The 18,443-nt window shown below is 75.1% G+C and carries 20 protein-coding genes; 15 read left to right on the top strand and 5 right to left on the bottom strand.

Features of this window, described 5'->3' with window-relative positions; genetic code table 11:
* From ASF50_RS02015 to ASF50_RS19385, 3 genes are read left to right on the top strand one after another with little or no spacing between them, the layout of a single operon-like run.
* Entirely contained in the window at positions 1–426 is a 426-nt protein-coding gene (locus ASF50_RS02015) for an SRPBCC family protein (protein ID WP_056903331.1), read from the top strand.
* A gap of 47 nt (positions 427–473) precedes the next feature.
* Positions 474–2,030 carry a long-chain-fatty-acid--CoA ligase gene (locus tag ASF50_RS02020; RefSeq protein ID WP_056903332.1) on the top strand — a complete coding sequence of 519 codons (1,557 nt, stop codon included), beginning with the start codon at positions 474–476 and terminating at the stop codon, positions 2,028–2,030.
* A 38-nt stretch (positions 2,031–2,068) separates the two neighbouring features.
* Positions 2,069–2,221 carry a hypothetical protein gene (locus tag ASF50_RS19385; RefSeq protein WP_165699030.1) on the top strand — a complete coding sequence of 51 codons (153 nt, stop codon included), beginning with the start codon at positions 2,069–2,071 and terminating at the stop codon, positions 2,219–2,221.
* A gap of 32 nt (positions 2,222–2,253) precedes the next feature.
* Here the strand turns inward: ASF50_RS19385 and ASF50_RS02025 are convergent, their stop codons facing one another.
* On the bottom strand, positions 2,254–2,769 hold the full coding sequence (locus tag ASF50_RS02025) for a general stress protein (RefSeq protein WP_200918983.1): 516 nt from the start codon (positions 2,767–2,769) through the stop codon (positions 2,254–2,256).
* Positions 2,770–2,903: 134 nt separating this feature from the next.
* Here ASF50_RS02025 and ASF50_RS02030 point away from each other — a divergent pair, with 134 nt between their 5' ends.
* The 4 genes from ASF50_RS02030 to ASF50_RS02045 are packed head-to-tail and all read left to right on the top strand — an operon-like array spanning position 2,904 to position 4,554.
* Positions 2,904–3,176: a hypothetical protein gene (locus ASF50_RS02030; protein WP_056863335.1), complete on the top strand. Its 273-nt coding sequence runs from the start codon at positions 2,904–2,906 to the stop codon at positions 3,174–3,176.
* Between the two features lie 9 nt (positions 3,177–3,185).
* The gene (gene purS / locus ASF50_RS02035) at positions 3,186–3,440 is read left to right on the top strand and encodes a phosphoribosylformylglycinamidine synthase subunit PurS (protein WP_056863336.1); all 255 of its coding nucleotides are present in this window, start codon (positions 3,186–3,188) and stop codon (positions 3,438–3,440) included.
* Positions 3,437–4,114, top strand: coding sequence for a phosphoribosylformylglycinamidine synthase subunit PurQ (gene purQ, locus ASF50_RS02040; protein ID WP_056903333.1), 678 nt, complete (start codon positions 3,437–3,439; stop codon positions 4,112–4,114). The genes purS and purQ overlap by 4 nt, the downstream gene beginning before the upstream one ends.
* A complete protein-coding gene (locus tag ASF50_RS02045) occupies positions 4,111–4,554 on the top strand; it encodes a DUF3817 domain-containing protein (RefSeq protein WP_056863338.1) in 444 nt (147 codons plus the stop codon). The genes purQ and ASF50_RS02045 overlap by 4 nt, the downstream gene beginning before the upstream one ends.
* Before the next feature lie 181 nt (positions 4,555–4,735).
* On the opposite strand, the gene ASF50_RS02050 is transcribed toward ASF50_RS02045, so the two are convergent.
* Positions 4,736–6,289 carry a glycoside hydrolase domain-containing protein gene (locus ASF50_RS02050; RefSeq protein WP_056903334.1) on the bottom strand — a complete coding sequence of 518 codons (1,554 nt, stop codon included), beginning with the start codon at positions 6,287–6,289 and terminating at the stop codon, positions 4,736–4,738.
* A gap of 228 nt (positions 6,290–6,517) precedes the next feature.
* Here ASF50_RS02050 and purL point away from each other — a divergent pair, with 228 nt between their 5' ends.
* The 4 genes from purL (at position 6,518) to ASF50_RS02070 (ending at position 10,945) form a co-directional block, all read left to right on the top strand.
* Entirely contained in the window at positions 6,518–8,827 is a 2,310-nt protein-coding gene (gene purL / locus ASF50_RS02055; RefSeq protein ID WP_156718035.1) for a phosphoribosylformylglycinamidine synthase subunit PurL, read from the top strand.
* Between the two features lie 139 nt (positions 8,828–8,966).
* Positions 8,967–9,533: a dihydrofolate reductase family protein gene (locus ASF50_RS02060; RefSeq protein WP_056903336.1), complete on the top strand. Its 567-nt coding sequence runs from the start codon at positions 8,967–8,969 to the stop codon at positions 9,531–9,533.
* A 30-nt stretch (positions 9,534–9,563) separates the two neighbouring features.
* Positions 9,564–9,986 carry an alternative ribosome rescue aminoacyl-tRNA hydrolase ArfB gene (gene arfB, locus ASF50_RS02065; RefSeq protein WP_056903337.1) on the top strand — a complete coding sequence of 141 codons (423 nt, stop codon included), beginning with the start codon at positions 9,564–9,566 and terminating at the stop codon, positions 9,984–9,986.
* A 47-nt stretch (positions 9,987–10,033) separates the two neighbouring features.
* On the top strand, positions 10,034–10,945 hold the full coding sequence (locus ASF50_RS02070) for an alpha/beta hydrolase family protein (protein ID WP_235557527.1): 912 nt from the start codon (positions 10,034–10,036) through the stop codon (positions 10,943–10,945).
* 69 nt (positions 10,946–11,014) lie between these two features.
* On the opposite strand, the gene ASF50_RS02075 is transcribed toward ASF50_RS02070, so the two are convergent.
* Positions 11,015–11,611, bottom strand: coding sequence for a TetR/AcrR family transcriptional regulator (locus tag ASF50_RS02075; RefSeq protein ID WP_056903338.1), 597 nt, complete (start codon positions 11,609–11,611; stop codon positions 11,015–11,017).
* A 53-nt stretch (positions 11,612–11,664) separates the two neighbouring features.
* Between ASF50_RS02075 and ASF50_RS02080 the strand changes: the two genes are divergently transcribed.
* Positions 11,665–13,188, top strand: a complete 1,524-nt coding sequence (locus ASF50_RS02080; protein ID WP_056904186.1) for an MFS transporter — start codon at positions 11,665–11,667, stop codon at positions 13,186–13,188.
* A 29-nt stretch (positions 13,189–13,217) separates the two neighbouring features.
* On the opposite strand, the gene ASF50_RS02085 is transcribed toward ASF50_RS02080, so the two are convergent.
* Entirely contained in the window at positions 13,218–14,096 is an 879-nt protein-coding gene (locus ASF50_RS02085) for a DNA-formamidopyrimidine glycosylase family protein (RefSeq protein WP_056903339.1), read from the bottom strand.
* Between the two features lie 80 nt (positions 14,097–14,176).
* Positions 14,177–15,025, bottom strand: a complete 849-nt coding sequence (locus tag ASF50_RS02090) for an SCO6745 family protein (RefSeq protein ID WP_056903340.1) — start codon at positions 15,023–15,025, stop codon at positions 14,177–14,179.
* A 170-nt stretch (positions 15,026–15,195) separates the two neighbouring features.
* Here ASF50_RS02090 and ASF50_RS02095 point away from each other — a divergent pair, with 170 nt between their 5' ends.
* The 3 genes from ASF50_RS02095 (at position 15,196) to ASF50_RS02105 (ending at position 18,332) form a co-directional block, all read left to right on the top strand.
* Positions 15,196–15,600, top strand: a complete 405-nt coding sequence (locus ASF50_RS02095) for a sterol carrier family protein (RefSeq protein ID WP_414855729.1) — start codon at positions 15,196–15,198, stop codon at positions 15,598–15,600.
* Positions 15,601–15,676: 76 nt separating this feature from the next.
* Complete coding sequence (locus tag ASF50_RS02100) at positions 15,677–17,041, top strand: dipeptidase (RefSeq protein ID WP_056903342.1); 1,365 nt, start codon at positions 15,677–15,679, stop codon at positions 17,039–17,041.
* A 124-nt stretch (positions 17,042–17,165) separates the two neighbouring features.
* Entirely contained in the window at positions 17,166–18,332 is a 1,167-nt protein-coding gene (locus ASF50_RS02105) for a PucR family transcriptional regulator (RefSeq protein ID WP_056903343.1), read from the top strand.
* The last annotated feature ends 111 nt before the right edge of the window (positions 18,333–18,443 follow it).

Below are 18,443 nucleotides of genomic sequence, written 5' to 3' on the forward strand. Positions count from 1 at the left end.
ATGACCGCGAGGACCTTCGGCGGCACCGTCGACGTCGCCGCCCCCCGCGAGGTCGTCTTCGACTACCTCGTCGACCCCCACCACCGCGCGGAGTGGCAGTCGAGCCTGCGCCGCGTCGACGACGTCGACGGCGAGCCCCGCGTGGGCCAGACCTGGACCGACGTCACGGTGCCGGGCCTGCGGCCCGCGATGCGCACCACCGAGCTGGCGCGGCCCGAGCGGTGGAGCGAGTCGGGCACCTGGCGCTTCGTGCGCGCCGACCTCACCCTCGAGCTCACCGCCCCGACGCCGCAGACCTGCGTGGTGGCGTACCGCTTCCGCATCCACGCCCTCGGCCCCCTCGGGCTGGCCGCCACGCTGGCCTCCGTGCCCGCCGTCGGGGCCGACCTGCGCCGAGCCGCGGACATCCTGTCGCGGCGTTCGTGACCCACCAGTAGGTTGGCCCCCACCACACGACGTGACGGAGGCCATACGTGTTCAACCTGTCCAGCCTGCTCGAGACCAGCGCCGAGAAGTACGGCGATCGCGACGCGATCATCTTCGGCGACACCCGGCTCACCTACGCCCAGGTCGACGGCGCGGCCAACCAGGTGGCGAACCTGCTGGTCTCCCGCGGCATCCAGCCCGGCGACAAGGTCGCCCTGAGCTGCCCGAACCTGCCCTACTTCACGATCGTCTACTACGGCATCCTCAAGGCCGGCGGCACCGTCGTGCCGCTCAACGTGCTGCTCAAGGCGCGCGAGGTGGCCTATCACCTCGGCGACTCCGAGGCCAAGGCCTACTTCTGCTTCCAGGGCACCCCCGAGCTGGCCATCGGCAAGGAGGGCCACGCGGGCTTCGAGCAGGCCGAGGGCTGTGAGCAGTTCTTCATGATCACCGCCGACCCGGCGGCCGAGTCGCCGATCGAGGGCACCGAGACCATGGGCCGCGCGATGTCGCAGCAGCCGCCGACCTTCGAGTCGGTGGCCACCGACGAGGACGACACCGCGGTCATCCTCTACACCTCGGGCACCACCGGTCAGCCCAAGGGTGCGGAGCTGCGCCACCGCAACATGCGCGACAACGCCCTCGCCGGCGTCGACCTCTTCGGTGCCGACGCCGACAAGCCCGACACCTACCTGTGCGTGCTGCCGCTCTTCCACTCCTTCGGCCAGACCGTGATCCAGAACGGCGCCTTCGCCTTCGGTGGCACGGTCGTGATGCTCCCGCGCTTCGAGGCCAAGGCCGCGCTCGACCTGATGCTCAAGGAGGAGGTCACCTTCTTCGCCGGCGTGCCGACGATGTACTGGGGCCTGCTGGGCGCCGTCGAGGAGGGCGTCGACATCTCCTCGATCGCCCAGAACCTCCGCGTCGCCGCGGCCGGCGGCTCCGCGCTGCCGGTGGAGGTGCACAAGAAGTTCGAGAAGAAGTTCGGCGTCACGATCCTCGAGGGCTACGGCCTCTCCGAGACCTCGCCGGTCGCGTCCTTCAGCAAGTACGGCGAGCCGGTGCGCGTCGGCTCCATCGGACTGCCCATCCCCGGTGTGGAGATGAAGCTGCTCAAGCCCGAGAGCTGGGAGGAGATCGACGACGACCCCGAGGCCGTCGGCGAGATCGCCATCAAGGGCCACAACATCATGAAGGGCTACTACAACCGCCCCGACGCCACCGACGAGGTGCTCCAGGACGACTGGTTCCGCTCCGGCGACCTGGGCCGGCGCGACGAGGACGGCTGGTACTACATCGTCGACCGCTCCAAGGACATGATCATCCGCGGTGGCTTCAACGTGTACCCCCGCGAGATCGAGGAGGTGCTGATGACCCACGAGGACGTCTCGCTGGCCGCGGTCATCGGTGTGCCCCACGAGAGCCACGGCGAGGAGATCAAGGCCTACGTCATCCTCAACGACGGCGCCACCACCACCTCCGAGGAGCTGGTGGCCTGGGGCAAGGAGCAGATGGCGGGCTACAAGTATCCCCGCCAAGTCGAGATCGTCGGCGACCTGCCGATGACCGCGACCGGCAAGATCCTCAAGCGGGAGCTGTCCTGACCGCTCGCCAGGCCCTCGGGCTCGCGCTCGCGGTGCTCATGGTCGCCGCCGGGGCGGTCTGGACCCTCCAGGGTCTGGGCCACCTCGGCGGCAGCGCCATGTCGGGGGAGGACACCTGGGCGATCGTGGGCCCGATCCTCGCCGGCTTCGGGGTCGCCCTGGCCATCGTGGTGCTCCAGAAGCGCCACTGACCCCGGGCGACCGACCCCGGGAGGGGCGGGCCTCAGGCGAACGGGTCGGGCAGGCTCCCGGGCAGCCCGGCCAGCAGCTCGCGGGCCTGGGCGGCCACCCGGTGCTCCACCAGCACCTCGTAGCGGGTGGCGACCACCTGGGTGACCGAGGAGAAGTCGCGGCGACCCCGGGTGGCGGCGTAGCCGACCAGGGCCCAGATCACGCCGAAGAGCGCCCCGACCAGCGCGGTGGAGAGCAGGGTGGTCAGCAGCGGCTCCTCGGAGAAGATGCTGAAGAGCAGCCCGACGAAGACGCCGAGCCACAGCCCCGACAGCACGCCGCCCGCCGCGACCCGGCCGGTGGTGAGACGCCCGGTGACGCGCTCGATGCGCTTGAGGTCGGTGCCGACGATCAGCACCTGCTCGACCGGGAACTTCTGGTCCGACAGGTAGTCGACGGTGCGCTGCGCGGCGGCGTAGTCGTCGTAGACGGCCAGCGACTGCGGGAACTCCAGGCGGAGCGGGGACGTGGGGTCGACGCGGCGGCCGGCGGGGGAGTTCATGCTCATGGGTCGATCATGTGCCCCCGGGGCCGCCGAGCACAGGGCCGGAGGGGTGAGAGCTGCCTCCTGGGTCCAGTTCTCAGCCGATCCACAGCCCGGTGTCAGGCCCCGGCCGGGACCGGCCGGGATCCTCGGAGGTCATGGAGCCACCTCACCCCGCCGACGACCCGACCCACGACCGGCCCCTCGACTCCGGGGCCACCGGGCCGCGGCCCCCGGTGCGGCCGCGGCGGCGGCGTACGGTGCTCGCGACGGCGTCGCTGACCGCCTCGGCCACCGTCATCGCGGTCAACCTGGCGCTCGCGGGCCCGGCCTCCGCCGACGGGGCGCAGGTGGTCGGCAGCCCCTGGGGCGATGCCCGGGTCGTGGACGTCACGCCCACCGACGAGCCGGACGCCGACCCGCGCCCGTAGGATCGACCCATGCCTCGAGTCGTCGTCGACGTCATGCCCAAGCCCGAGATCCTCGACCCGCAGGGCAAGGCCGTCCAGGGCGCGCTGCCCCGGCTCGGCTTCAGCGGCGTCCTCGACGTCCGCCAGGGCAAGCGCTTCGAGCTGGAGGTGGCCGAGGTGAGCGACGCCGTGCTCGCCGACGTGCACCGCATGGCCGAGACGCTGCTGTCCAACCCGGTGATCGAGAGCTTCACCGTGCGTGTCGAGGACGGCCAGCCCGCATGAGGGTCGGCGTCGTCACCTTCCCGGGCTCCCTCGACGACGTCGACGCGCAGCGCGCGGTGCGCATCGGCGGCCACGAGGCCGTCGCGCTGTGGCACGGCGACCACGACCTGCGCGGCGTGGACGCCGTCGTGCTCCCCGGCGGCTTCTCCTACGGCGACTACCTGCGCTGCGGTGCGATCTCGCGCTTCTCGCCGGTGATGACCGAGGTGATCGCGGCCGCCGAGCGCGGCATGCCGGTGCTCGGCATCTGCAACGGCTTCCAGATCCTCTGCGAGTCGCACCTGCTGCCCGGCGCGCTCATCCGCAACGACCACCGCACGTTCGTGTGCCGCGACCAGCGGCTGCGCGTCGAGAACGCCTCCACCGCCTGGACGTCGGCCTACGACGAGGGCGCCGAGATCACCATCGCGCTGAAGAACGGCGAGGGCGGCTACGTCGCCGACGCCGCCACGCTCGACCGCCTCGAGGGCGAGGGCCTCGTGGTCGCGCGCTACCTCGAGCACAACCCCAACGGCTCGATGCGCGACATCGCCGGGGTCACCAACGAGCGCGGCAACGTCGTCGGCCTCATGCCCCACCCCGAGCACTCGGTGGAGGCCCTCACCGGCACCGGCACCGACGGCCTGGGCTTCTTCACCTCGCTGGCCGCGCTCGCGGGGGCGACCTTCGCGTGAGCCCGCTGCGCCTCTTCCGCACCGTCGCCGTCGCCGAGGCGATCACCTGGGCGCTGCTGCTCAGCGGCATGTTCCTCAAGTACGTCACCGAGACCACTGAGCTCGGCGTGCGCATCGGTGGCATGCTCCACGGCATCGTGTTCATCGCCTACTGCCTGACCGCGGTGGTCGTCGGTGTCGACCAACGCTGGACGACCAAGCGGCTGCTGCTGGGCCTGCTGGCCTCGATCCCGCCGTTCTTCACGGTGTGGTTCGACCGCTCCGCCGAGCGCCGCGGCGAGCTCGGCGCCTCCTGGCGCCTGGTCTCCGCGACCCCGGCCGGCCACGAGCGCCCCGTCGCGTGGCTGCTGCGCAACCCGCTGCGCGGGCTCGTCGCCGGCCTCGCGGCCGTCGTCGTCCTCACCGGCGTCGCCCTCGTCGCCGGCCCGCCGGTCGGCTGACCGCGCGGGTTTCGCCGGTCGGCTGGCGAAACCCGCCAGCGGCGTACCCCGCCCGGAGCCCGGGACCTGTCGGCCCCACCCGCCCCAGCAGTCACACCGGTCGGCCCGGACCCGCACCTGTCGGCCGACGCGTGGGCCGACAGGTGCGGGTGTCACCAGCCGGCTGGTGAAACCCGCAGCCTCAGCCGCGCGCCCCCGCGGCCAGCTTGCGCCAGGTGGCGACGTTGACGACGCCGGAGGCCTGCTGGCCGGTGCGCTGCTGCCAGGCCTTGACGGCCCGCTCGGTGGGGGCGGCGAAGACGCCGGTGACGACGACGCGGGTGTCGGGGCTGGCGGCGTTGAGGGCGCGCTGCACCCGGCGTACGGCGGGGCCGGCGGAGCCGGTCTTGAGCACCGGGCGCGAGCCGGCGGCGTGGAGCGTCATCCAGCTGTCGCGGTACCAGTTGCCGGTGACCTTGGCGCCGGTGCGGCCCTGCCAGGTGCGCACCGCGGCGGTGAGCTTGTCGTTGTAGACGCCGTTGAGCCTGCCGGGGTAGACGCCGGCCTCCTTGAGCAGGCACTGCAGGGCGGTGACCTGGGTGGCGGGGGAGGTGGTGGTCCGACCGTTCTTGGTGACCGGCGCCTGGAGCGGCACGTAGTCGGGCCAGTTCACCCGCACGCCGTCGCAGTGCTCCTCGGGCGCGGCGGTCGAGCCCTTGCCGAGGTCGAGCCAGTTGCTGTCGATGTTGATCCGGGCGCCGCCCCAGACCTCGTCGTGACCGCCGCGGTACTGCTTGACCCGCCCGCCGGGGCGCCAGCCGTCCTCGCGGATGTAGCTGGTGGAGGTGTCGGCCACCCCGTCCCAGCGGGCGATCCAGATCCGGTCGGGCAGCGTGAAGCGGTCGGGGCGGTTGATCCGGGCCTTGTCGAGGTCGGCGATGCCGGAGCCGGCCGAGGAGTAGACGCCCGAGACGTAGCCCAGGGCGTGCAGGCGCTGGGTCCACCCCGAGAGGAAGGACAGCGCCGACTCGCGGCAGTGGGTGTCGGCGGAGTTGTAGCCCTCGAGGTCGTACCAGAGCGTGGAGCCGGCGCCGATGCCGAGCGCGGCGGCGTCGGCGACGCTGGAGGTGGCCTCCTGCCGGCCCATCTTGAGCGCGGGCACGTAGGTGCCCTGGGTGCCGGGGGAGGGGTTGATCGTCCGGTCGTCGGAGTAGCGCGGGAAGCGCGGCTGGCACGAGGCCTGCGGCCCGAGCGTGATGGGCAGCAGCCGCCAGCCCTTGCGCACCTGGGTGGAGATCCAGGCCGGCGTCAGGTTCGGCTGGCTGCGGCAGGCGCGGGAGTCACCGGAGATGTAGATGCCGACCGCCGAGAACGGCGAGGTGCGCCACCAGGTGTTCATGGTCTCCTGCGTCGGCGCCAGGCACTGGTCGAAGCCGTAGCCGGTGAAGTCGCCGGGCACGACGACCTCGCCCTCGCGGCGGGCCGCGGCGGCCGTGGTCGAGGAGGTCAGGCCCGCCGCGTCAGCGCGCTCGGCGCCCGGGCCGGTGCTCCCGGCGACCCCGGTGACGGCGGCCAGGGCACCCAGGGCGAGCACGCCGGTGAGGGCGCTCGAGACCAGGGTGCGGCGCCGGCGCGCGGGTCGGCCGGCAGCGGTGGTCGAGGCGGGTGACAGCGGGGCGGGGCGGGTCATGGCGGTGCTCCAGGGCTGGGGGAAGGACAGCTCGTCGTACGACCCAGCGGGCTGGATCCGGGTCACCTTAACCACACGAGTCACACCCGTAACAGCGGTTCGCGTGAACTACAGCGCTGTAGTTCGGGTCGACGTTTCCGCAGGTCACAGGCCTGTACGCCGCCCCGCGCGCACCCTCCGCGGGGTGCGCTCCGCCCGCCGGTCCCGGCCCCGCCGCGGCCCCGCGCGGGACTCCGGGTCTCGGCCCCGCCCTCGGCGACCCGGGCCCGTCCGGGCGCCGGTAGATTGACGCCCGTGCCAGAGACCCACAGCAGCCTCGACACCGTCGCCGTCGCCAGCGGGGACCCCTCCCGCGAGCAACCGTGGTCCGACCTCGGCCTCAAGGCCGACGAGTACGCCCGGATCCGCGAGATCCTCGGGCGCCGGCCGACCTCCAGCGAGCTGGCGATGTACAGCGTGATGTGGAGCGAGCACTGCTCCTACAAGTCCTCCAAGGTGCACCTCAAGCAGTTCTCCGAGATCCCGCAGGAGACCCCGGTCGGCGCGATGCTCGCCGGGATCGGCGAGAACGCCGGCGTCATCGACATCGGCCAGGGCTACGCCGTGACCTTCAAGGTCGAGTCGCACAACCACCCGTCCTACGTCGAGCCCTACCAGGGCGCGGCCACCGGCGTCGGCGGCATCGTGCGCGACATCCTCGCCATGGGCGCCCGCCCGGTCGCGGTGATGGACCCGCTGCGCTTCGGCCCCCTCGACGCCCCCGACACCCAGCGCGTGCTGCCCGGGATCGTGGCCGGCGTCGGCGGCTACGGCAACTGCCTGGGGCTGCCCAACATCGGCGGCGAGGTCGTCTTCGACGAGAGCTACCTCGGCAACCCGCTCGTCAACGCCCTCTCCGTCGGCGTGCTGCGCCACGAGGACCTCCACCTGGCCAAGGCCAGCGGCGTCGGCAACCAGGTGATCCTCTACGGCGCGCGCACCGGCGGCGACGGGATCGGCGGCGTCTCGGTGCTCGCCAGCGAGACCTTCGACGCCGACGGGCCCGCCAAGCGGCCCAGCGTGCAGGTCGGCGACCCCTTCATGGAGAAGCTGCTCATCGAGTGCACCCTGGAGATCTTCGCCGCGGGCCTGGTCGCCGGCATCCAGGACCTCGGCGGCGCCGGGCTCTCCTGCGCGACCTCCGAGCTGGCCTCGGCCGGCGACGGCGGCATGCACGTCGAGCTCGACCGGGTGCCGCTGCGCGACTCGACCCTGGCTCCCGAGGAGATCCTCATGAGCGAGAGCCAGGAGCGCATGATGGCCGTCGTCGAGCCTGACGACGTCGCCGCCTTCCTGGCCGTGTGCGCCAAGTGGGACGTCGAGGCCGTCGTCGTGGGCGAGGTCACCGACACCGGCCGGCTCCAGATCGACTGGCACGGCCAGCGCGTCGTCGACGTGCCGCCGCGCTCGGTGGCCCACGACGGTCCGACCTACCAGCGTCCCTACGCCCGCCCGGCGTGGCAGGACGCCCTCCAGGCCGACGGCGCCGAGTCCCTCCCGCGCCCCTCGGGCGGTGCGGAGCTGCACGACACGCTGCTGCGGCTCGTGGCCAGCCCCAACCTCTGCGACAAGTCCTGGGTCACCGACCAGTACGACCGGTACGTGCGCGGCAACACCGTGCTCGCCCAGCCGTCGGACTCCGGGATGATCCGCGTCGACGAGTCGACCAACCTCGGTGTCGCGGTCTCCACCGACTGCAACGGCCGCTTCGCCAAGCTCGACCCCTACACCGGCGCCCGCCTCGCGCTGGCGGAGTCCTACCGCAACGTCGCCACGGGTGGCGCCGTGCCGCTGGCCATCTCCGACTGCCTCAACTTCGGCTCGCCCGAGGACCCCGACGTGATGTGGCAGTTCGCGGAGGCCTGTCGCGGGCTCAAGGACGGCTGCCTCGAGCTGGGCATCCCCGTCACCGGCGGCAACGTCAGCCTCTACAACCAGACCGGCGAGACCGCGATCCTCCCCACGCCCGTCGTCGCCGTGCTCGGCGTGGTCGAGGACGTCACCGCCCGCACCCCCAGCGGCTTCGCCGGCGCGGGTGAGCGGATCGTGCTCCTCGGCGAGACCCGCGAGGAGCTCTCGGGCTCGGAGTGGGCCCACGTCGTGCACGGACACCTCGGCGGGCTGCCGCCGCGGGTTGACCTCGGCGCGGAGAAGGCGCTGGCCGAGCTGCTCCACGAGGCCTCCGGCCAGCGCGCCGGGCTGCTCACCTCCGCCCACGACCTCTCCGATGGCGGTCTCGCCCAGGCCCTCGTCGAGGCCGGGCTGCGCCACATGGTCGGCGCCCGCGTCGACCTCGCCGGTGTGGCGGGCGGCGACGCCTTCGTCGCCCTCTTCGCCGAGTCCGCCGGCCGCGCGCTGGTCACGGTCGCCGAGGGCGACCTGGAGCGGCTGGGCGCCCTGGCCGAGCGCCACGGCGTGCCGCTGACCGACCTCGGCACGACCGGCGGCGACACCCTCGTCGTCGAGGGCCACCTCGAGGCGCCGCTGCTCGAGCTGCGCAGCGCCTGGATGGCCACCCTGCCCGCCGCCATGGCCGGCCCGGTCACCGAGGCCTCGCTCGCCTAGGCCCCAGCACGTCAGCACCCCAGCACCCCAGCACGTCCGGCATCGACGTCGAGCGGACCCGCCCGCGGCCGATGAGTCCGGGCCGCCGGGCGGGTCAGCCCGTCCGTACGCACCCCCGAACCAGACCCAGGAGGCCCCCGTGGCCCGCATCGTCGCCACCTTCTTCATCTCCCTCGACGGCGTCGTCGAGCGCCCCGACCAGTGGCACTTCCCCTACTTCACCGAGCAGATGGGCGAGGTGATCGGCGCCGGGATGCAGACGCGCGGGGCCTACCTCATGGGCCGGCGGCTCTACGACGAGTGGGCCGCGCACTGGACCGCCCACCCCGACGACGACGAGTTCGGGCCCTTCATCACCCCCCTCCGCAAGTACGTCCTCTCCTCCCGCCCGCTCGACACCGACTGGGAGAACAGCCACCTCGTCACCGGCGACGACGCCGAGGTCGCGGCCCAGGTCGCCCGGATCAAGGAGGAGACCGAGGGCGACATCGGCATGTCGGGCTGCGCCACCACCGTGCGCTGGCTGCTGGCCCACGGCCTGCTCGACGAGCTCGAGCTCCTCGTGCACCCCCTCGCCGTCGGCACCGGGCAGCGGCTCTTCGAGGACACCGGCCAGGTGCCGCTGGAGCTGATCGGCTCCACCGTGCTCGACTCCGGCGTGCTCCACCTGCGCTACGCCCCCGCCCCCGCCCCTGCCGGGAGCTGAGCCCGCGCCCGGGTCGGCGATGATGGGGTCGTGCCCGACGACCTGCCGCTGACGAGGACCCTGGTGATCCCGGGCTCCGAGCTGGCCGAGCGCTTCTCGCGCTCCTCGGGACCCGGCGGCCAGGGCGTCAACACCGCCGACAGCCGCGTCGAGCTCAGCTACGACGTCGCCGCCTCCTCGCTGCCCGCCGCCACCCGGGCCCGGGTGCTGGCGGCGCTGGCCGGCCGGCTCGTCGACGGCGTGCTCACCGTGGCCGCCAGCGAGCACCGCACCCAGCTGGCCAACCGGCGCGCGGCGCGCGAGCGGCTCGCCGACCTCGTGCGCCGGGCCGCCGCGCCACCCCCGCCGCCGCGCCGGGCCACGCGCCCCACCCGCGGGTCGAAGGAGCGCCGGCTCTCGGCCAAGAAGCGCCGCGGCGACGTCAAGCGGGGGCGCGGCGGCGGCTGGGACTGACCAGCCCTCCGCCCGAGCCGCCCGCGGCGCGGCTCCGAACACCCCCCGTGCCCTCCCGCTCCCCGCGCCACCCCTCCGCCCCCACCCCGGCCGGCCGGGGCGGCCCGCTGCGGCGGCGTACGCTCCTGTCGCTGCCCGCGCTCGGCGCGCTCGGGCTGGCCGCGACCGCGTGCGCCGACCAGGAGGAGGGCTTGGACCCCGTGGACCCGCAGGCGAGCAGGCCGGCCCAGGGCCGGACGGCGTACGGCGAGGGGCCGAGCCAGTTCGGCGACCTCTACCTGCCCGAGGGTGCGCCCCGCGGGGTCGTCGTGGTGCTCCACGGCGGCTTCTGGCGCGCGGAGTACGGCCTCGACCTCGGCCAGCCGCTCGCGGAGAGCCTGGCCGAGCAGGGCTGGGCGGCCTGGAACCTGGAGTACCGCCGCGTCGGCACCGGGGCGGCCGGGGGCGGGGGCGTGCCGGAGACCCTCGACGACGTCGCCGCCGGCATCGACGCGCTGCGCGACCTCGGCCTCGACCTCACCACGGTGGTCGCGCTGGGCCACTCCGCCGGCGGCCACCTCGCGACCTGGGCGGCCTCCCGCGGGCGCTTCGCGTCGTGGGCCGGCGGCGTCGAGGTGACCCACGTGGTCTCGCAGGCGGGCGTCGTCGACCTCGGCGGCGCCGCGCGGCAGGACCTCGGCGGGGGAGCGGTGCAGGCCTTCCTCGGTCACGACTACGGCCCCGACGACGCCCCCGTCGACCCGCTCGCGCAGGTGCCGCTCGACGTGCCGGTCTGGTGCGTGCACGGCTCCGAGGACACCATCGTGCCGGTCAGCCAGTCCGAGACCTACGTCGACGCCGCCGTCGCCGCCGGCGCCCGCGCCGAGCTGGTGCGCGTCGAGGGCGACCACTTCGTCGTCATCGACCCCGGCTCCGAGGCCTGGACCGCCACGCTCGCCGTGCTCGACGCGATCGCCTGACCCGTCCGGCCGCCTGACCCGGCCGCCTGACCCGGCCGCTCGACCCGGGTGCCGCGCCCGCTGGCGCCCTCAGTCGCCGATCATCCGCAGCAGGGCGCGGACGAGGTCCTCCTGCTCGGCGGGCGAGGGCAGGGCGGGGTGCGCCTCGGCCTCCCCGGCCTCCCCGGCTTCGTCGGGGTCGACCGCGACCGGCTCGGTGACGGCGAGGGCGGCGTTGTAGTAGATGCCGTCGCCCACGAGCTGGGCCATGCGGGCCACGACCCGGTCGCCGGTGGCGCGCAGGAGCACGTCGTACCACTCCTGCTCGAGGGCGTGCATCGTGCGCACGGCGCCGACGTGGCCGCTGCGGGCCAGCGTCTGCACGGCCTGGGCGGTCAGGCCGAAGGGCGACTGGGCGTGGGCGGCGCTGCGGATGAAGTGGCCCACGGCGCTCTCGGCGGTGGAGCCCATGGCCTCGACGTCGTCGCGGCCCAGCCGCTCGAGGCGCTCGACCAGCCCGGCGGCCAGGGCCTCCTTGGAGGCGAAGTGGTAGATCAGCCCGCCCTTGGAGACCCCGGCGGCGGCGGCGACGGCGTCGAGGGTGGCCGCGCGCTCGCCCAGGTCGTTGAGGCAGGCCTGGTAGGCGTCGAGGATCCGCTCGCGGGCGGAGGACCGGGGAGAGGTCATGGGGAGGAGCCTACGACTGGCCACTGTACCGACCAGTCGGTACAGTGGCCGTCATGTCGACCCTCCACCCCGTGACCGCGGCGCCCCGGCGGGCCGGGCGCCGGGAGTGGGCCGGCCTCGCCGTGCTGATGCTGCCCGTGCTCCTGGTCTCCATCGACAACACGGTGCTGAGCTTCGCCCTGCCCGCGATCGCGCTCGACCTGCGCCCCAGCGCCGCCGTGCAGCTGTGGATCGTCGACGTCTACCCCCTCGTCCTGGCCGGGCTGCTGGTCACCATGGGCAGCCTCGGCGACCGGGTGGGCCGCCGGCGGCTGCTGCTCGTCGGCGCCACCGGCTTCGCGGCCACCTCGGTGCTCGCGGCCTTCGCGGCCTCGGCCGAGGCCTTGCTGCTGGCCCGGCTCCTGCTCGGCGTCTTCGGCGCCGCGCTCATGCCGTGCACCCTCTCGCTGCTGCGCGGCATGTTCGAGGACCGCGCCCAGCGCCGCCTGGCCATCGCGGTGTGGGCCACCGGCTTCGCGGCCGGCGCGGCGATCGGGCCGGTCGTCGGCGGCGTCCTGCTCGAGGTGGCCGACTGGGGCGCGGTGTTCCTGATCGCGGTGCCGATGCTGCTGCCGCTGCTCGTGCTGGCTCCCGTGCTGGTCACCGAGTCGCGCGACCCCGCGCCCGGGCCGCTCGACCCCGTCGGCATGGTGCTCTCGATGGCCACGCTCGCGCCGGTCGTCTTCGCGATCAAGCACGTCGCCGTCGCCGGGCCCGACCTGCTCGCCCTGGGCTGCGCGGCGCTCGGCGTCGCCGCCGGGGTCGCCCTCGTGCACCGGATGCTGGCGCGGCCCCGGCCGATGCTCGACGTGCGGCTCTTCACCGTGCCCGCCTTCGCCGGGTCGGTGCTGGTCAACCTGCTCAGCGTGATGGCGCTGGTCGGGCTGCTCTACTTCCTCTCCCAGCACCTCCAGCTCGTCGTGGGTCTCAGCCCGCTCGACGCCGCCCTCGTGCTCGTGCCCGGCACGGTCGCGATGGTGCTGGCCAGCCTCCTCGTGGTGCGCCTCGTACGCCGCTGGCGCCCGGCCACCCTCATGACGGCGGGGCTGGGCCTGGCCGCCGCGGCCTACGCGGGCGTCGCGGTGGCCGGCGGCTCCGGCGGGGTCGCCCTGCTCGTCGTGGCCTTCGCCGCCCTGGCCGCCGGCGTGGGCATCGCGGAGACGCTGTCCAACGACCTGATCATCGCCGCGGTGCCGCCCGCCGAGGCCGGCGCGGCCTCGGCGGTCTCCGAGACCGCCTACGAGGTCGGTGCCGTGCTCGGCACGAGCGTGCTCGGCGGGCTGCTCGCCGCGACCTACCGCTCCCACCTCGAGGTGCCGGCGGGTCTCGACGGCGCCCAGGCCGACGCCGCCCGCGAGACCCTCGCCGGCGCGCTCGCCCTCGCCCCCACCCTGCCGGCCGACACCGGCGCCGCGCTGACGGCCTCGGCCCAGGCCGCCTTCGTCGACGGCAGCAGCCTCACCGCCGCCGGCGGCGTCGTGCTGATGGCGCTGGCCATCGTGGTGACCCGCCGCGCCCTGCGCGACGCCAGCGCCTGACGCCGGCCCGGTCGGGGTCCCGTGCCGCGTCAGGCGCTGGCGCCCCCGCCGTACCGGACCGAGCGCGGGGTCGGCACCCGCGCCTCGGGTCCGGGGCCGGGCTGGCAGTGGGGGCACCACCAGGTGCGGCGGTTGGCCGGGTCGTCGGGCAGGTCGGCGACCACGAGGACGGTCGTGCCGCAGCGCAGGCAGGGCTTGCGGGCGCGGCCCGAGACCCAGTGGTCCTCGCCGCGGCGGCTGCTGCCGGTGGTGACCTGGTAGGCCCCGGGCACGAGGGCGGAGTGGCGCAGCGCGCGCCGGGCGTTGGTGACCAGCCGGTCGACGTCGAGGTCGCCCACCGGCGTCCAGGGGCTGGTGCCGGTGATGAAGGCCAGCTCGTTGGCCCACAGGTTGCCCAGGCCCGCGAGCTTGGTCTGGTCGAGCAGCGCGCTCACCAGCGGCACCGCCGGCTCCGCGCGCAGCCGGCGCACGGCCTCGTCGTGGTCGAAGTCGGCGCGCAGCGGGTCGGGGCCGAGGTGACCGACGAGGCGGTGCTCGTCGCGGGTGGCGACGAGGTCGAGCTGGTGCAGGCGCAGGCCCCAGGCCGTGGTGCCGCGGTCGGTCTCGAGCACCACCCTGACCTCGGGCATCATCCGCCGCGGCAGCTGCTTGCCGGGCCCGGTGGTGGCCCACTCGCCGTCCATCAGCAGGTGGGAGTGGAGCGTGACGCCGTCGTCGGAGCCGTCGCGGCCCGGCCCGAGCCGCGTCAGCAGGTGCTTGCCGTGGGTGGCCAGCTCCCGCACCTCGCGCCCGGCGAGGTCACGGGTCGCCAGCCGCGGCACCCGCAGGTCGCTGCGCGCGATCGTGCGGCCCAGCAGCGTCGGCTCCAGCCGACGTGCGAGCTTGTGGACGCTGTCACCCTCCGGCACGGGTCAGAGTCAACGCGCTGCGCGCGCGTGCGACCACACCCGTCCGGCGGGGACCCGCGACGCCCCGGGCCCCGGGCCGCTCAGGCGAAGACCCCGTCGGGGAAGGCGCCGTGGTCGAGGGCGCGGCGCACCAGCGGCTGGCCCAGCTCGGCCAGGCGGAGGGCGCCGGTCTCGCCGAGGTGGTCCCAGGGCGCGGCGGCCATCTCGGCGGTGGCGGCCTCGACGCGCGAGCGCAGCGCCGCGCCCTCCTCGGTGAGACCGCCATCGGGGCCCGTCAGCCCGCGGGCCGCCAGCGCCTCGACGGTCTCCTGCCACTGCTCCGGGGTCCAGCCGCGGGTGGCCTGGGCGGCCGGCACGGTGAAGCCGCGGCCGGTCGCGGTGTGGCTGACCAGCGCCTCGACACCGGTCAGGCCCGCGGCGAGCAGGGCGGCCACGTGGCCGTCGCCGCGGTGCTCGCGCAGCAGCGTGAGGGCGTGGAAGAGCACGAGGTGGGGCTCGGAGGGCCAGGCCAGGTCGGCGTGGGCGGCGTGCAGGGGGCGCCCGGCCACCGAGCAGCCGGCGGCCGCGGTGCGGGCCAGCTCGGCGGCCTCGGCCACCTCGGCGGAGGCCAGGACCTCCTCGCCCAGCAGGCGGCGGTAGGCCGCGTCGACACCGCGGTAGCGCGCGGCGGTGACGTCCTCGGGGGCGGCCGCCTCCCAGCAGGCCGGCACGAAGTGGGCCACGAGGTCGGGGTTGAAGACGTAGAACGTCGCCGCCACCGGCCCCGCCCCCACGCGCCCCATCGGCGCCGAGCGCCCGGCGAAGTAGGCGGCGCGGCCCGGGCGCACGCCGAGCGCGGTGATCTCGTCGGACACCTCCGGGGCGAAGTAGCAGAGGGCGTGCAGGGTCTCGAGGGAGCGGGCGACGCGCCCGGAGGTCTTCGGGTCCATGGGGTCTGTCTACACGGCGGAGGGGCGAGCCGCTGGGCTCCCCGGGGTCCCTGGTGCTCCCCGGGGCTCGCATGGGCTCCCTGGGACTCCCCGGTGGTGCTCGCCGGTGGTCAGCGCCCGGACCGCGCCGGTTCCGGGGCCGCCTAGGCTGACCCGGTGATCCACCGACCGTGCCCCGGCCGTCCTCGCGGGCGCCGCTGATGCCCGCCCGGCTCCGGGTCGCCCCCGCCGCCGACGTGGCCGCCGCCCTCGCCCGGGTCGAGGTCGCCGGGGCCGCCGGGTCGGCGCCCGACCGCGCCGACCTCCGGCTGCTGGTCAAGCACTTCCTCGCCGTGCTCGAGCAGCGCGCGCCGGGCCACTCGGTCGAGGTGCGGGTCCCGCCGTACGCCGCCGTGCAGGTCATCCCGGGGGTGCGCCACACCCGCGGCACCCCGCCCGCCGTCGTGGAGACCGACGCCCTGACGTGGATCGCCCTGGCCTCCGGCTCGCTCACCTGGGGCGAGGCCGACGCCGCGGGCCGGGTGAGCGCCAGCGGGCAGCGCGCCGACCTCGCGCCCCACCTGCCCCTGACCTGATCCTGACCTGCCCCCCGCGCGACCGCAGCCACCCGCGCGCGACCCGGCGCCGGGCGACGGCGATAGGTTGGCCGGCATGAGCCAGCCCGACCTCCTGACCGACTCCGCCGCCATCCGTGCCCGCGTCGACGAGCTCCTGCCGGGCATCCGTCGCGACCTCGAGGACCTCGTGCGCATCGAGTCGGTCAGCGCCGACCCGGCGCGCGCCGGCGAGGTGCGCCGCAGCGCCGAGGCCGTCGCGGAACTCTTCCGCGCCGAGCGCTTCGACTCCGTCGACGTGGTGAGCGCCGAGGGCGGGGCGCCCGCGGTGATCGCCCACAAGGCGGGTCCCGAGGGTGCGCCCACGGTGCTGCTCTACGCCCACCACGACGTCCAGCCGGAGAACGACCACGCCGACTGGGACTCCCCGCCCTTCGAGCCCACCGAGCGCGACGGCCGGCTCTACGCCCGCGGCGCGGCCGACGACAAGGCCGGCATCGCCGCCCACCTCGGCGCGCTGCGCGTCTTCGGCGACGACCTCCCGGTGAGCGTCACGATGTTCATCGAGGGCGAGGAGGAGGTCGGCTCCGACACCCTCCCCGCACTGCTGGCCGAGCACGCCGAGGCGCTGCGCGCCGACGTCATCGTCATCGCCGACTCCGGCAACTGGGACATCGGCGAGCCCGCGCTCACCACCAGCCTGCGCGGCCTCGTGCGCGCCGACGTGGAGGTGCGCACCCTGACCCACGCCGTGCACTCGGGCATGTGGGGCGGGCTCGTGCCCGACGCGCTCATCGCCCTGAGCCGCGTCATCGCCAGCCTCCACGACGACGCCGGCGACGTCGCGATCGCCGGGCTGGTGTCGTCGCCCGCCGCCGACGTCACCTACCCCGAGGAGCGCCTGCGCGCGGAGTCCGGCGCCGTGCCCGGCATCACCTGGATGGGCACCGGCTCCGCCGTCGAGCGGCTGTGGACCAAGCCGTCGCTGAGCATCACCGGCCTCGACGCGCCCAGGGTCGACGGCGCGAGCAACACCCTGGTGCCCGCGGCCCGCACCAAGATCAGCCTGCGGGTGGCCCCCGGCGACACCGCCGACAACGCCCTGGCCTGCCTGCGCGCCCACCTCGAGGCCCACACCCCCTGGGGTGCCGAGCTGACCCTCACCGTCGTCGACACCGGCGAGCCCACCCGCATCGACGCGACGGGCCCGGCCTACGACGCCGCCCGCGCCGCCTTCGCCGAGGCCTGGGACGGCACCGAGCCGATCGACATGGGCGTGGGCGGGTCGATCCCCTTCATCGCCGAGTTCCTGGAGGCCTTCCCCGAGGCCAGCGTGCTGGTGACCGGCGTGGAGGACCCCGACACCCGCGCCCACGGCGCCAACGAGGGCCTCCACCTCGCGGAGTTCGAGCGCGTCGTGCTGGCCGAGGCGCTGCTGCTGGCGCGTCTCGCCCAGCGGTGAGCCGGGCCTGACGCAGGGCCTGACACGGGGTCCGACGCCGGGCCGGGACGGGGCCGACCCGGGCCGACGCGGGGGCACGTGCCGACGGCCGGCCCCCTGGGGAGGGCCGGGCTACGGTGGGCGGATGGACGCGGAGACCCTCGCCTTCCTCGGCGACCACCGCGCGCAGCGACTGGCCCCCCTGACCGACCGGCTCGTCGCGACGATCGAGGCCAGCAACCCGGGCTACCAGCTGCGGCGGGTCGTGCCGAGCGAGGACCTGCGCCGCTCCTGCCACGACAACATCGACCGCGTGCTCGAGCTGCTCGGCCAGGAGCCGACCGGCAGCCCCGCCCACGACCCGGCGTACGACGCGGCGCGCGAGACCGGCCGCCGTCGCGCCGAGCAGGGGCTGCCCCTCGACGACGTGCTGCGCTCCTTCCGGATGGGCGGGCGCCTGATCTGGGACGACCTGGTCGACCACGCCGAGGCGGCGCTCACCTCCGTGGAGCTGCGCGCGGTCGGCGGCCGGCTGTGGGAGGTCGTCGACGAGACCTCCGCCCAGGTCGCGGCGGCCTACCACGCCCACGAGCGCGCGGTCGTGCGCGCCGACGAGCAGCAGCGCGCGGAGCTGTGGGAGGGCCTGCTGAGCGGGCGGGCCCAGGAGGCGTCCTTCGCCTTCGAGGCGGCGCGCATCCTCGACCTGCCGGTGTCCGGTGACGTCATCGTCGCGATCGGTGGCGGCGTCGACCCGCTCCAGGCCGGGTCGGTGGTGGCGCCCCACGCCTCGGCCTGGGTGCGCCGCACGGGCGGCGTCGTGGGCCTGGTCGCGCTGCGCGAGGACTCACCGCGCGAGGCGCTGCAGCGCCTCGAGCGCGTCGCGGCCGCGGCGGGCGGGCTCGGCGTCTCCGCCGTCGTCCACGGCCTCGCCGGGGTCGACACCGGCTTCCGGCAGGCCTCGCTCGCCCTGCGCACCCTGGGCCGCGACGGGGGGCTCGCCACCTTCGACAGCCGCCTCCCCGAGGCGCTGCTCATGAGCGCCCCCGACGTCGCGGCCCGGCTGGTGTCGGTGTGGCTGGGCCCCCTCCTCGCACTGCCCCGGGTCGAGCTCGTGCCGCTGGTGGACACCCTCGAGGCCTGGGTGGCGACCGGCGGCTCGGCCACCTCCACCGCGGAGCGCGTGCACTGCCACCGCAACACCGTGCTCAACCGGCTGCGCCGCGTCGGCGAGCTCACCGGGCGCGACGTGCTCGGCGGCGCACCCCCGGTCGAGCTCGACCTCGCGCTGCGGGCGCTGCGCACGGGCGGCTGAGCCGGCGCGGCCCCGACCTGGCGCCGCTGTGCAGGATGCACAGTGGCAGTGGTCACATCGTGGGCGCGGTGGGCATGGTGACTGACAGCACTCCCTGTCAGTCTTGTCATC

The organism is Nocardioides sp. Leaf307, from assembly GCF_001423135.1.
Classification (GTDB): Bacteria; Actinomycetota; Actinomycetes; order Propionibacteriales; family Nocardioidaceae; genus Nocardioides; species Nocardioides kribbensis.